Raw genomic sequence first — 13,822 nt, forward strand, 5'->3', positions numbered from 1 at the left:
GTGTTGCCGTGAGCATCGCCGCCAAGCATTTCGATCCGCAGCTGGGCATCGACATCCACATGTACGCGGTGCCGCCGTGCCCGCTGCCGACGCCGCATATCGGCCTGGTGCTGGATCCGTTCGACTACATTCCGTTCATCGGCTCGACCATCAAGGTCAACGGTGTGCATCGCGGTACTGCCGGTACCGGCGGCCTGGACATCCACATTCCACTGGGCGTGTGGGGGCCGCCGCTGGCCGCGCCGATGGGCCCGCAGTTCGACGGCGAAGAAATCTTCATGGGTAGCCGCACCGTGTCTGCCGACGGCGAACCGTTCTCGCGGCTGGCCATGCCGGTGCTGGACTGCAACCTGGCCGGGATGATCAACCCGTTCCGGGTGAAGAAGCCGAAGAAGCCGCTGCGTGCGATGTCACTGCCGACCGGCCTGAACGTGGCCATTCCCACCAGCGTCAAGGTGGGAGGACCGCCGACGGTGTCATGGACCGCGCTGGCGTTCCGCGCCGCATTCGCCGGACTGGGCAAGCTGCGCAAGAGTGCGTTCTTCCGCAAGAAGATGGATGCGTTTGCCAACTGGCGGCGCGGCAAGTGGGGCCATCTGCCCTCCGGCTTCCTGAAGTGCAAGGTGCTGCGTGCCGAGCCGGTGGATATCCGCGATGGCAGCGTGGTGGTCAGTCACCAGGACTTCGACATTCCGGGGCGGCTGTCTTTCGCATGGCAGCGCAGTTATGGCTCGCGCCGGGCGGGTGAGCCGGGACTGTGCGGTGCTGGCTGGCAGACGCCGGCCGACATCCGCCTGGAGCTGCTGGACGACGGCAGCGTGTGGCTGTCCGGGCCGGACCAGGTCGCCTTCTTCCCGGAGCTGCCGCCGGCCGATGGCGAGGCAGGAGCGATCCTCGATTTCGTCGATGGCGCGCGCCTGCTGCGTCGGCGCGGGCAGTGGCAGGTGCGCTTCAAGAGTGGCCTGAAGTATGTGTTCGGCGGCGAACTGCCGGCAGGCGTGAGCGCGCTGCCGAATCCACAGTCCTGGCCGATCGAGCGCATCGAGGACGCGCACGGTAACCACTGGCGGTTCGAGCGTCGCGACGGCCATCTGGTGCGCATCGTCGAGAGTGGCATCGGTGACCTGCAGGGCCGTTTCATCGAGGTGGAGGCGCGCCACGGCCGCATCGACCGCATGGCGCTGCATGACCCGGCCACCGGCCTGGTGCATCCGTTGGTGAGCTACCGCTACAGTGGCGAGGGTGATCTGTTGGCGGCCGTCGATGCGCTGGGCGCGCCGCGCACCTTCGCCTACGAGCAGCACCGCATGGTGCGGCACACCGACCGCGTTGGGCTGTCCTTCCATTACGCGTTCGACGCGCAGGGCAGGGTGGTGCATTCGTGGGGCGACGGTGGCCTGTACGATTATCACTTCGAGTACGACGCGCTGCTGCGCGAGACCCGGGTAACCGACTCGCTGGGCCACCTGAGCGTGGTCAAGTTTGACGAGAACCAGCTGCCGCTGTGCGAGATCGATCCGCTCGATGGCGTGACGCTGTTCGAGTACGACGATTTCGGGCGGACCGTGGCGGTGACCGATCCGGAAGGACTGCGAACGGCGTTTGTCTATGATGCGCATGGCAACCTGGTCTGCCTGACCCGCGCCGATGGCACGTCGATCCAGATGGAGTACGACCTGGACGATCACATGGTGTCGTTGCGTACGCCGGATGGTGTCGACTGGCAGCAGGCATACAATGGTCAGGGCCTGCTGGTCAGCCAGACCGATCCACTGGGTGCAACCACCCGCTTCGACTACGACGCACAGGGCCAGTTGCAGGCGCAGACCAACGCACGGCAGGCGGTCACGCAACTGCGCTATGATCGTCATGGACTGGTGGCCGCGGTTATCGATGCGCTGGGCCATCAGAGCCGGTTTGAGCATGATCCACTCGGCAACCTGCTGCGCCAGGTCGACCCGCTGGGGCAGGTCAGCCGCTACGAGTACGACGCAAAGGGTCGCCTGCTGGGCACGATTGGCCCGGACGGCAGCGGCGTGCGCTGCGAGTACGATGCCGAAGATCAGCTGGTGCGACATACCAATGAGGTGGGCGCACAGACCCGGCTGCAGTACGTCGGCATCGGCCAGATCGGCAAGCGCCTGCAGGCCGATGGCCAGAGCGTGGAGTACCGTTACGACACCGAGGAGCAGCTGATCGCGGTCATCAACCAGCGCGGCGAGACCTACCAGCTGGTGCGCGATGCGCTGGGACGCATCGTCGAAGAGGTGGACTACTGGGGCCAATCGCGGCGCTACACCTATGACGGGGCCGGACGATTGACGGCCACCCTGGATCCGCTGGGCCAGCGCATCGCCTTCACCACCGACAAGCTCGGGCGCATCACCCGCAAGACGCTGCCCGATGTGCGCCATCCTGGTCAGCAGGTACAGGAACACTTCGTCTACGACGTGCAGGGACAGATTGTCGAGCTGCGCAATGCGGCGCGTACGGTGAAGCGCCGGTACGACCCGCTGGGGCAGCTGCTGGAAGAACTGCAGGACGGGTTCCGCGTGGGCTACGCCTATGATGAAGTGGGCAACCGCGTGCTGCGCGAGACCGCTGCCGGCAATCGGGTGGCGTTCGGCTACGATCTGCGCGACCAGACCGTATCGGTGGCCATCAACGACGAATCGCCGATCTCGATGGAGCGCGACGCGCTGGGCCGCACCACGCGCGAGCAGTTGAGCCCGCAGTTGCAGCGCGAGTTCACCTACGACAGCCGTAACCTGTTGACCTCGCAGTCGGTACTGAAGGACGCTGCGCCGCTGTTCGAGACGCGTTACGACTATGACCGCAGTGGCAACCTGACCCGCCGCAGCGACAGCACGCAAGGCGTGGACGAGTACCGCTACGACGCTATCGGGCGCCTGCTGCAGCACATCGACCCGAAGGGAAGGGTCGAGCGCTACTTCAACGACCCGGCCGGCGACCGGCTGCGCACCGAGGTGAAGCAGGTGCAGGCGCGCAAGGTGATGGGCGGCGACGATGACGACCTGACCACCTGGACGCGCGAAGGCACCTATCAGGGCGTGCACTACGTGTTCGACCGGGCGGGCGATCTGGTGCGCAAGGGTGCGCCGCAAGGAGATGCGCCGGATGACCTGACGCTGATCTGGGATGCCAACCATCGATTGGCGGAGAGCTGCCGCAACGGGCAGTCAACGTACTATGGTTACGACCCGCTGGGGCGGCGCGTGTTCAAGCGCAATCCGACGCAGACGACGTGGTTCTTCTGGGATGGAGACGCGTTGCTGGGTGAGGTGCAGCAGGCGAATGACGCCGAAGAGGCGGCGCCGGTGTGGGTGGGGAATGTAGCCAGCCTGGTAGAGATGAGGCGGCGGCAGCGGAGGCTTGAACGGGTGCATGACCGGGTGCGGGAGTATGTGTACTACCCGGGGACGTTTGTGCCGTTGGTGTGGGTCAGACCTCTCGATCTAGAGAAGATATCTGGTCCAATTTCGGAGGTATCAGAAGCCCTCGATCCTCTGCACGAGGCTGCATCGTTTGTCGCCCCTCTTGATCCGCCAAGTGCAGTAGGGCGTGAGGTAGAGCAAAGGACAACGTCTCGCTCGTTTGGTGGTGGACTTGGGCAGTTGGGTGCATCTTCCTTGGGATTCAGGGGGTCTGCGCGTACCGACAAGCTTGAATCGACTGCTTCTCCGACATCCGGGCAGCTCAATCGTTCGGCAGAGAGCAGGAAGGGCTCCAGTTTGACCTTCCCGACCGGAAAGGCGCCGGCTAACTCCGCGTCGCTGGCGGATCAGTCCGCATGCAGTACTGCTCGGGCGGGCCTATTTGTGGTGGATCCGAATGGAGCGGCAGTTCGAGCGCTGGATGTGTCAGGAGTAGAGGAGTGGGCAATAAGATACGGGTCATGGGGCGCCGATGAGAACAGCACCCAGGGGGGGATGGAGTTCTTTGTTCGCCTGCAAGGGCAGTATCGGGACATTGAGACAGGTCTCTACTACAATAGAAACCGATACTTTGATCCGCTGGTCGGTAGCTTCATATCTCCGGATCCGCTCGGCCTCGATGCGGGAGAGTGCATATACGAATACTCTCTAAACGCGATTACGTACTGCGATCCGCTGGGTCTGAAGTACCGGAAGACTACGGCGAGTGATGGTAGAACCGTTTATCAGAATGATGATGCATTCAATCCTCATAGAAAGGTGTCGTGGGAAGATGCAGAGACGGGTGAGTTCAGGCGTGGTACGAATCTTGATCGAATGTCCGAGGGCTTGGCGCCCATTGGCAAGGATGGGCGGCCAGTTCAGTTGCACCATCTGACCATGACCGAGGCGCCCGGGATGAATGGGCGGAGAGGTTCCTTGGCTGAGGTGAAGGCATCCATCCATTCGAAGTATACATCAATTCTCCATATTCCTTTCCCGAGGAATCCAAACAACAAGAGGCAGACCTTGCCTCGATATCCGAGTTTTAGAAGAAATAACGATGGAAGCGCGTCCCTGCTGGCAAGTCAATTCGATAGCTTCAGGGAGTCATATTGGAAGGCGAGAGCGCAATCAATAATTGCTGGCTGCCGACAATGAGGTGTGTTCATGTTTGATAATCTGGAGGCGCTGGTGGCGCAGCACCCGCGAGTCAAGGTGTTTCCTGGGCGGCAGGTTGAACCTGGCCTTATCCGGGAGGCAGAAGCTGAGCTGGGGATTCCATTGCCTGATTCGTACAAGGAGTGGTTGCTCAAGTATGGGAATCTGAGGGTCGGCGCTTATCCTGTTCTGACCCTTGCACCTCGCGATGTGCGTGAAATTTCGGATAGTGATCTGATCTACAATTTTAGACTGGATTCACGTGATGGCGACCTGCCGGGCGGGTATATCTCAATTCATTTGCCGGATGCGGATGAATCATTCTATTTCGATACCAATAATGGGCTGGTTGGTGGAGAGTATCCAGTTGTCAGGCGGGATTGGTCTGACGGATCTTATGAGCCGTTTGCCGATAGTTTTATGGGCTTTCTAGAGGAGATTGTTCGGCAGTCTTGATGTGATTTTTGATTTCGTGTGTCACAAATGAATGATGGAATTTGATGCGGTTCGATTTGGTTCCAGAATTTGAACGTGTTGATGAAAGGATTGCTGGAATATCGTGCCTCAGGGTCATTCCTGGTCGCGCTGTTCCTTCCCGGCGGATGGAGGATGCAGGGGAGTGCTTGGCCTGTCTCGGTCGCTGTCCCATAAGGCGTGGCTAGCTGAGTGTGGAAGCTCTTTCATAGGCTCGCCCGCAGCTTCGGCTCACCCGAGTGGAGCGCGAGCTTGCCGGCGTTTGGGGCAGTTGAATGCCAAAGAAGATCAAGATTGAGGGCGGTGATGCATTCGCAGCTGCGCCGCCCGGAAGCGGATATGGAGTCGGTCGGCTGATCTAGTGAATCGGATCGAAGACGGCCGGCGCAGTTCATTGACCTGGAGCTGGACGTTCCGAGCCGAAGGACTCAGTTGCTGGGTAGGGTGGCGCGATACCTTTTCACAACATCGCAACGCTTCGCATGGAAGACGGCACCTGGCGTCTACGGAGTTTGGGAGAATGAGCAGGGAGATCGGATCGATCTATCGAGGGGCAGGGACAAACAAGCAGAAATCAGATCGAGCATGGGCCTTGTTGGAGGGCGCATGCAGAAGCTGATTTCTCCCTGTTCGTCTGTCTTCTCATACGATCCCCGATGGGCAGAGGTGCGCCTTGGGGCTGAGCCCGCGCTCTACTACATGGGCGCCAGTTCAAGCTTCTTTGTCGATCAGAATCCAATGGGAGACCGCATTCTGGCTCCTGCTGCAGACATTGAGGTTGATCAGTCGGTCGGCGCTCTGAGATTGACGTCGACCGATAAGGGCGAGCCCGTCGAGTACGTGGTGTCCGCGGGGTGTGACTTCGACCGTCTCATCTTTGAGCTTGTGCATGCGCTGAAGGATTCGGGTCTAGCACCAGGCGAGACCGATGACAAAATTGATGTGGCCTGTGAGGGCGGTCTGATAAAGACGTGTTACATCACTCGCGTGTTTGAGGGGGATGCGCCTAGATCGCTGCGTATTGTCCGTAAAGATGAGGGTATTCATGTCGTCATTCCTAGTCCGCGATATCAAGCTCGCGTCACTTCCTTGATGATGAGTGGTGCTGAGCTGTTCATTGGGACCGATGACGGAGCAACCATGAAGCGTAAGCTCACTCTTCACCAGTCCATTCTAATGTTCTTCACAGGTGTGGTTGACGAATTGAGAGAAACTTCAGGTTGTGACTAAATTTAATAGGATTGTTGATCGCACCCTGTCGCGATTGGGGCTGTGGAGTGCAGATGGAAGTGACGTTGAGCGGAAGGTTGGGCGGGCCAGAGGTGGGGATGAAGTATCAACCTGGGATCGTCCAGGCACGCGCTAGATTGAAGTCTGCTTTCGCAGAGCTGTCTATTGATGGTCTGGAGACGATCGATGTTGAACTGTGGATCAGTGGCAGTTTGACAGAGTATTGCCCGGAAGGGATTTCATCGTCGGTTAGATTCTATGCCAAGAAAAAGAGTGTTCTGCTTGCTGTCTGCGTTGGAAAGGACGAGGCAACGTCCGTCGATGATGATTGTGCTGCATCGGCAATTGGAGGTTGGCTGACGCGCGGTTTCGAAAGTGCAAAGCTGCCGCGCAGTGCCGGTAGGATTGATTTCTCGGGCGTTGCTGGCGCCGTGAATCTCTGTTTCGCTTGATTGATCCGGGAGGCCTGGTGTGTCCTGATTGGAGTTCCTGTTTTGAGCGACTTGATGAAATGATCGCTGGATCAGCGCGGGCAAGGGTGTTTCCTGGTCGCGCTGTCTCTCCGGAGCTTACGGAGGATGCAGAGAGGGAGCTTGGGTTGGCTCTGCCCGTTTCCTACAAGGCTTGGCTTGGTGAGTTTGGCAACCTGTTTGTAGGTCCAGATCCCGTGTTCGGTCTCGCCGATGCGGAGAACCGTGACGTGGCTGATGACGATCTGGTCTACAACGCTCGCTTGGTCGAGGAGAACGGGTTTCCTCCCGTAGGCCTGATTCCGATTTTCGTTCCGGACTCGGATGAAGCCTTCTACTTCGATACATGTGAAGGATTGAAGGATGGGGAGTATCCAATTCTTCGGTACGACTACAATACCGGGGAGTTCGAGTTCTCTTCTCCATCATTCTTTGATTTCCTGATGGACCTCGTTCGTCACTCAGGGTAAAGAAGTTCTTGCTCTCCAGTTCCTCGCCTTGCCCCGTTCACAGCGGTGTCGCTGTAGCGCTGTGGTCTTACGCCATGGGTGAAGTGGCGGCCCCGTCGACTACCTCTCGCGTTGCGCAATTCGGTGCTGATGTTGAAGCGCCGCTATGAGCGTGTATTCATTCACATCATGTGTGGTGTCTTCATTGGTCTCTGTGGTGGACTGGAATATGCGAAACATTGATGATCAAGAATTCAAGATGGTGTTCGATCAAGGTGGTAGCGTCTTCGAGGCGGTACGGATAGCAAACAGTAGTTTTGACAACTGCGGAATGTCGTTGTCCAAGCGCCCTTCAAGGATGAGTTCCGTTCGCGATGTAGTAGTGTCGAACTGTAAGGTGATCAACTCTGAGATCGGGCCGACAGTGTTCGAGGATGTCCAGGTCGAAGGGTTGGATGTGAATCCAATTCTCCTGCTCTGGTCCTGCTTCTATAAGAGGGTGTGTCTCGTCGGGAAGATTGGGAAGATCAGAGTCAATATCGAGCCCTCCGCGTTCTGCACAGATGCCGGAGTTCTCGCGGAATTTGCGGAACGGCGCGCGGCGTTCTATTCAAGCGTAGACTGGGCTCTGGACATCAGTCGGGCGAGGTTTGTCGACTTTGCCTGCAAAGGTGTTCCTCTCGCTTTGATCCGGAGAGATCCGGAGACTCAGGTGATAGTCCGGAAGCAGGACTTCTCCGGGGTCGATATGCTGGGAACTCAGTTCGCGAGTGCGTTCCCTGAGACGCACACAAGACTAGGCATCTTCGGTGAGTCGATTGCTGAGGAGGCGTTGCTTGTGGTGCCTTTGGCCGCACCAAGGAAGCGACGCGAAGACTGGGTAGGTGGGATCGCAGAGTTGAGGCGTTTGGGTATTGTCTCGGGTTAGGCGGGTTTTCGCTCATGCTCGGCTCTCTTCCCATTGGATTGTAGAGAGTCTTGGGTGAGGGCCTGTTTCGACGACATCTCCCCATCCAACCCCATTCGCCCCAGTCACGCGTTGAACCGTCCAACTTCCCGCTGGAGCAGTCCGATGCCCCTCGCCCGCCGCGTGATTCCATCCATACTGGCCCTGCTGCTCTGCGCTGCCGCTGGGGTTGCCCAGGCGCAGTCCGCCAAGGCCGTCCGGCCCGTCCGGTCGGTGCCGCTTCTGCAGGTTGCCGGCGCCGAGCAGCCCATCGCGCTGCGCCAGGCCCGTATCGAAGGCGACATCCAGGCCGGCATCGCCCAGACCCGCATCACCCTGGAATTCCACAATCCGAACCGGCGCGTGCTGGAAGGGGAGTTGCAGTTCCCGTTGGCCGAGGGCCAGCAGATCACCGGGTTTGCCCTGGATATCGGTGGTGAGCTGCGCGAGGCGGTGCCGGTGCCCAAGGACCGCGGCCGCCAGGTCTTCGAGGAGATCGCCCGCCGTGGCGTCGACCCCGGCCTGCTGGAGCAGACCGCCGGCAATCAGTTCCGCCTGCGCATCTACCCGCTGCCCGCCGGCGGCAGCCGCCGCGTGCAGTTGGTGCTGCGCGAGCCGCTGGCGTTCTCGGGCCAGGGCTGGCGCTGGACGCTGCCGCTGCAGTTCGCCGCTGGTGCTGCCTCTGTTGCAGTGAAGGTGCAGGCGCCGGGTGCGATGGCCGCAGGTACCGCACCGTTCCAGATCACGGCGGGTCAGCTGCAATGGCAGGGTCGCGGCGCGCAGCTGCCGCCACAGCTGCAATGGACCCTGCCGGCCGAACGCAAGCCGCAGGTGCAGGTGGCGCCGTGGCAGGACGGCCACTATCTGCTGGCGCAGCTGCCAGTGCCGATCAGTAGCGCTCCCCGCACGCTGCCGAGCGAGGTCGGCCTGCTGTGGGACGGTTCGGGGTCATCCGGCCTGCGCGACCGCGCGCGTGAGTTCGCGCTGCTGGACCGCTACTTTGCCCGGATGGGTAATGGCACGGTCGCGCTGACCGTGCTGCGCGATCGCGCCGAGCCGGTCCGCCGATTCCGCATCCGCGGCGGCAACTGGAGTGAGCTGCGGGCGGCGCTGCAGGCGGTGCGCCCGGACGGCGCCAGTGCGCTGGCGCAGTGGCAGCCGCAGCCGACGGTGAAGGAATACCTGCTGGTCAGTGACGGCCTGCTGACGTATGGACCGGAAGCACTGCCGGCGCTGGCGCCGGACCAGCGCTTGTTCGCAATCAGCAGCGCCGGCGCCCGCACCGATGCGGTCCGGCTGCGCGGATGGAGTGAGTCGCATGGTGGCCGCTTTGTTGCACTGGAGGCGGATGTCGATGCCGCCGCGCGCGAACTGTTCTCCTCGCCGCTGGACGTGCAGGTCGATGCGGGGCGTGGCGTGCAGGACGTGGTGATTGATCGTCGCAGCGAGGCCGAAGGCTGGCTGTGGCTGCATGCCCGCCTTGCGGTGGACGGTGTGCCGATGCGGGTGCGCGTGGGCGGTGGTGAATGGCAGGCGCTGCCGGCAACGCAGAAGCGTGACGACGGTGAGCTGCTGGCCGGCTTGTGGGCGCAGGCCCGTCTGCAGCAGCTGGCGGCCGATCGTCGCGGCAACCGCGAGGCGATGCAGCGCCTGTCGCAGCAGTTCGGCCTGGTCGGGCCGGACACCTCGCTGATCGTGCTGGAAACGCTGGAGGACTACCTGCGCTATGCGATCCGTCCGTCCGGGAAACTGCGTGCCGAGTACGACGCCCGCTACGCGCGACAGCTGAGCGACCGCGCCGCGGCCGATCGCCAGCGTCTGGACGAGGTGGCCGCACGCTGGAAGGAGCGCCAGCAATGGTGGAGCCGCACCTGGCCAAAGGGCGCACCGCCGCAGCTGAAGGTCAGGGCGCTGGAGGTAGCGTCCGCAGACTACGCGATGGAATCGGCGCCGGTGGCGATGCTGGCGGCCCCCGCTCCGGCGGCCCCGCCTGCGCCGATGGCAGCGGCAACCGAGCAGCGCAGGGAGGCCAGCAGCGCGCGCGCGCGTCGCTCCGTGTCCGCGGCGAACCAGGCGCTCGACACGGTGGTGGTCACCGGTTCGGCCATCGATCAAGCGGGGCCCGCCAACGAGGGCCAGCTCGGCATCCAGCTGGCCGCATGGCAACCGGATTCGGCGATTGCCCGCCGCCTGCGCCAGGGCCCAGCGTCGCAACTGTATGACCGCTATCTGGCCGAGCGTGACGCACATGCCGACAGCAGCGCGTTCTTCCTCGATGTGGCCGACCTGCTGTTGGAGCAGGGCCAGCGCGAACTGGCATTGCGCGTGCTGTCGAACCTGGCCGAGATGGACCTGGACAACCGCCACCTGCTGCGCGTGCTCGGCTACCGGCTGATGCAGGCCGATGCGCCGGCGCTGGCGGTGCCGGTGTTCGAACAGGTGCTGGCGATGGGCCAGGAAGAACCGCAGAGCTTCCGCGACCTGGGCCTGGCACTGGCGGCCGCTGGCAAGCCGCAGCAGGCGCTGGCGCCGCTGTACCAGGTGGTGGTGCGGCCCTGGGACAACCGCTTCGATGGCATCGCGCTGATCGCCTTGGATGAGCTCACCAACCTGGTCGCGCGCAGCATGCCCCGCCTGGATACCCGCAACATCGACCCGCGCCTGCTGCAGGCGATGCCGCTGGACCTGCGCGTGGTGCTGTCCTGGGATGCCGACAACAGCGACATGGACCTGTGGGTGACCGACCCGAACGGCGAGCGTGCGTACTACGGCAATCGCCTGACCTACCAGGGCGGGCAGATGTCGCAGGACTTCACGGGTGGCTATGGCCCCGAGCAGTTCTCGCTGCGCAACGCCAAGCCGGGCAAGTACAAGGTGGAAGCGAACTACTTCGGCAGCCGCCAGCAGCTGGTGACCGGGGCGACGACGCTGATGCTGCGCCTGACCACCCACTGGGGCACGCCGAAGCAGAAGGACCAGATGGTCACGATGCGGCTGAAGGACCGCGCCGAGACTGTGCTGGTGGGTGAGTTCGAGGTGCGGTAGCGCCGCGCCATGCGTGGCTGTTGCTTGGTTTCGGAACCGGCCTATCCACGCATGGCGTGGATCTACCGGGTGCTGCCTGGCATCGAGGGGCGTTGGCGCGGAATCCACCGCGCCAGCGCCACGCCGCCACCGAGGATCAACAGCGTGCCAATGGCCTGCCACAGCACTTCGGTCGCCGTTACATCAGGCAGCGGAATGGTCGCGGCCAGCAGATCGATCAACGGCCGCGCCAGCAGATAGATCACCACAACACCCAGCACGCGCAGCACCCGCTGCGCGATGCCCTGCGGATCCACCGGCCAGCCGCGCCATTGCAGCCACGCCACCAGCAGGCTCAGTGCCAGCAGTCGCCCGGCTTCACCGATGGGAACGAAGCGCGTGGTTGCTGCCGCCCACGCCAGCACCAGACTCAATCCAAACAGAAGCGGCAGCTGCCAGCGCCTGCTTGATAGCATCCCCGGCATCAGCTGCCACGCCAACAACGCCACGCCGACGCCAATCAGCCACCCGGCCAGTACGTCGGCCAGGAAATGCCGGCCCAGGTACATCCGTGACAGCGCCATCAGCAGCGGCCAGCCCAACGCCAGCGCCCAGCGCAGCCAGCGGCGGCGGATGCCGAAGGCCAGCAGCAGGCCGAGGCAGGCAGCGGTGGCGACGCCGACATGGCCGCTATTGAAGCCATAGTCGGCATCGGGCTGCGCCCGCAGCATTGCGGTGGCTTGTGCGTCCGGCAGTGCCCAGAAGGTGTGACCTCCGCCGTCCACCACGAACGGGTGGGACGGCTCGCCCTTGTCCAGCACTGCTGCGTCCACATCGGTCGGACGGGGCAGGGCGGCGCCCTGTTTGATTGCATGCGTGGCGCAGGCCATCAGCAGCACCGCCAGCATCACGCAGAGGCCGGCGCGCAGGCGTGCACCGAACGCGCACACCAGGATCAGCGCCGTATAGGCCATTTCATAGCCGAGCAGGCTGATGAACTGCATCACCCACAGAAACCAGCCGGCGTCGAAGGTGTGCTGCAACCACAGGTGCCACTGCGTCTGGAACATCCGTTGTCCTAATTGTTTATTGGTTGGTGGACCGGCAGAGCTGAGCCAACGCTCGGCTCATGGCAGATGCAGCCGAGCGCAGGCTCAGCTCTACATCCGCGCGGCGCGCCTGATCGGCGATGCCGTGCGCGTGGCCGCCGACGATAGCGGATTTTCGGTTGGTGGACCGGTAGAGCCGAGCCTACGCTCGGCTCATGGCAGACGCAGCCGAGCGTTGGCTCGGCCATACATCGGCGCGCAGCCCGAAAAGCGGCCGCAGCCAACGCGCGCGGCGGATCAGCAGTTCGTGGATCAGCAGGCAGCCACCGACGGTACCGCCCAGCAGCAGGGCCGGCTCAAGCCACGGCTCCAGTTGCAGTGGCTTGAGCCAGAACAACAGCGCGATGATCAGGCTCTGGTGCAGCATGTACCAGGGATAGATCGCCTCGGTGCAGTACGGCAGCCAACGGAACGGGCGGTCGAGGAACACCTTGCCCCAGCCGAGGATGGCCAGCAGCGCGGTCCACACATACAGCGACTGGCTGGTCCTGACCTGCAGGTCCCAGAACGGTTCGGGCCAGTGCCGCAGCGGTGAATCGTCCGGCAGCACCTGGCCAAGGATGCGCAGGCCCATGTACCAGCCGATGGCCGCAAGGGCCAGCCACAGCGTGGTGCGGCGCAGGCCGACAACCCGTTCCCAGAACACTGGCTCGCGACCCAGCAGGTAGCCGGCCAGGAACACCGTGGCGTACTTCGCATGCTGGTACCAGTCACCCATCAGGGCATTGGTGGAGGGATAGATCGGCTCCAGCCACACCACCCACGCCAGCAGCAGGGCGAACGGGATGCCGATCAGCAGCCACGGTGATGCGGCCACCCGCGCCATGGTCCGGCGCACCAGGGACGTCCCCAGCGCGGGCATCAACAGCGCCAGCGCCAACGTGTAGTTCCACAGGTAGGCCAAGTACCACAGATGGTTCCAGGTGATGCCGTACTGCCAGCCGGAGAAGCTGCCTTCCGGCCATGGCCGCACCTGCCAGTAGCGCAGCAGGAAGTGGCCGAAGCCTGGCGCCACGTGGCCGTTGGCAACGCCCTCGCAATAGGGCTGGATCGGCACGACCACGAACATGCCGAACAGCAGTGGCAGCACCAGTCGCCAGGTGCGCTGGCCGGCGAAGCGCAGCAGCTTTCCTTCCGGGCGCATCAGGGCGATGGCGATACCGGAGATCAGGAACAGCAGCGACATCCGCCAGCGGTTCACGAACAGCATCGGCCACTGCAGCCATTCGGCGGTGTGCACGCTCTTGAGGTGGAAACCCCAGTCGTCCACGTAGGCCATGCCGGTGTGGTAGAGGATCAGCAGTGCGAAGGCGAACACGCGCAGGGCGTCGATGTCGTGGCGTCGGGTCATGGTCAGGCCAGGCCGGGAGGTCGAGCCAATCTGGCCCTCGCCGCTGGTCTGGGCCATCGCCAGGGGCCTGCCGGCGGCCGCGCAGTGACCAATGGCGGGGGTGATGGGACCAATGGAGCGGCTACGCTGGCTCCCTTGAGGCACGCTGGAGCACCACAACACCATGGATGCAGC

At 62.8% G+C, this 13,822-nt stretch carries 9 protein-coding genes; 7 read left to right on the forward strand and 2 right to left on the reverse strand.

The genetic code is table 11. The annotated features are described in order from the left end of the window. The first annotated feature begins 8 nt into the window (after positions 1-8). From SriyCCGPB3_RS09905 to SriyCCGPB3_RS09935, 7 genes are all read left to right on the forward strand, one after another. Complete coding sequence (locus SriyCCGPB3_RS09905) at positions 9-4,595, forward strand: HNH/ENDO VII family nuclease (protein WP_350260240.1); 4,587 nt, start codon at positions 9-11, stop codon at positions 4,593-4,595. A 9-nt stretch (positions 4,596-4,604) separates the two neighbouring features. Beyond that, positions 4,605-5,051 (forward strand): SMI1/KNR4 family protein, encoded by a 447-nt coding sequence (locus SriyCCGPB3_RS09910; RefSeq protein WP_180855150.1) that lies wholly within the window; start codon positions 4,605-4,607, stop codon positions 5,049-5,051. Positions 5,052-5,675: 624 nt separating this feature from the next. Continuing rightward, the gene (locus SriyCCGPB3_RS09915; RefSeq protein WP_164162520.1) at positions 5,676-6,299 is read left to right on the forward strand and encodes a hypothetical protein; all 624 of its coding nucleotides are present in this window, start codon (positions 5,676-5,678) and stop codon (positions 6,297-6,299) included. A gap of 53 nt (positions 6,300-6,352) precedes the next feature. Further along, positions 6,353-6,751, forward strand: coding sequence for an Imm12 family immunity protein (locus tag SriyCCGPB3_RS09920; RefSeq protein WP_153854890.1), 399 nt, complete (start codon positions 6,353-6,355; stop codon positions 6,749-6,751). A gap of 146 nt (positions 6,752-6,897) precedes the next feature. Next, positions 6,898-7,239 (forward strand): SMI1/KNR4 family protein, encoded by a 342-nt coding sequence (locus SriyCCGPB3_RS09925; protein ID WP_350260241.1) that lies wholly within the window; start codon positions 6,898-6,900, stop codon positions 7,237-7,239. Between the two features lie 145 nt (positions 7,240-7,384). Then, positions 7,385-8,146, forward strand: coding sequence for a hypothetical protein (locus tag SriyCCGPB3_RS09930; protein WP_219629565.1), 762 nt, complete (start codon positions 7,385-7,387; stop codon positions 8,144-8,146). A gap of 144 nt (positions 8,147-8,290) precedes the next feature. Beyond that, the gene (locus tag SriyCCGPB3_RS09935; protein WP_350260242.1) at positions 8,291-11,209 is read left to right on the forward strand and encodes a VIT domain-containing protein; all 2,919 of its coding nucleotides are present in this window, start codon (positions 8,291-8,293) and stop codon (positions 11,207-11,209) included. A 62-nt stretch (positions 11,210-11,271) separates the two neighbouring features. On the opposite strand, the gene SriyCCGPB3_RS09940 is transcribed toward SriyCCGPB3_RS09935, so the two are convergent. Together SriyCCGPB3_RS09940 and SriyCCGPB3_RS09945 are read right to left on the reverse strand one after the other, a co-directional pair. Then, the gene (locus tag SriyCCGPB3_RS09940; protein WP_164162523.1) at positions 11,272-12,258 is read right to left on the reverse strand and encodes a phosphatase PAP2 family protein; all 987 of its coding nucleotides are present in this window, start codon (positions 12,256-12,258) and stop codon (positions 11,272-11,274) included. 181 nt (positions 12,259-12,439) lie between these two features. Then, positions 12,440-13,648, reverse strand: a complete 1,209-nt coding sequence (locus tag SriyCCGPB3_RS09945) for an acyltransferase family protein (RefSeq protein ID WP_350260243.1) — start codon at positions 13,646-13,648, stop codon at positions 12,440-12,442. Positions 13,649-13,822 lie beyond the last annotated feature (174 nt).

Origin of the sequence: Stenotrophomonas riyadhensis (genome assembly GCF_040256885.1) — a bacterium.
Taxonomy (GTDB): Bacteria; Pseudomonadota; Gammaproteobacteria; order Xanthomonadales; family Xanthomonadaceae; genus Stenotrophomonas; species Stenotrophomonas riyadhensis.

Bases quoted from the DNA above. Each gene is read 5' to 3' on its own strand.
- SriyCCGPB3_RS09945 (WP_350260243.1), bottom strand. From the start codon at position 13,648: ATGACCCGACGCCACGACATCGACGCCCTGCGCGTGTTCGCCTTCGCA.
- SriyCCGPB3_RS09940 (WP_164162523.1), bottom strand. From the start codon at position 12,258: ATGTTCCAGACGCAGTGGCACCTGTGGTTGCAGCACACCTTCGACGCC.
- SriyCCGPB3_RS09935 (WP_350260242.1), top strand. From the start codon at position 8,291: ATGCCCCTCGCCCGCCGCGTGATTCCATCCATACTGGCCCTGCTGCTC.
- SriyCCGPB3_RS09910 (WP_180855150.1), top strand. From the start codon at position 4,605: ATGTTTGATAATCTGGAGGCGCTGGTGGCGCAGCACCCGCGAGTCAAG.
- SriyCCGPB3_RS09930 (WP_219629565.1), top strand. From the start codon at position 7,385: ATGAGCGTGTATTCATTCACATCATGTGTGGTGTCTTCATTGGTCTCT.
- SriyCCGPB3_RS09920 (WP_153854890.1), top strand. From the start codon at position 6,353: ATGGAAGTGACGTTGAGCGGAAGGTTGGGCGGGCCAGAGGTGGGGATG.
- SriyCCGPB3_RS09915 (WP_164162520.1), top strand. From the start codon at position 5,676: ATGCAGAAGCTGATTTCTCCCTGTTCGTCTGTCTTCTCATACGATCCC.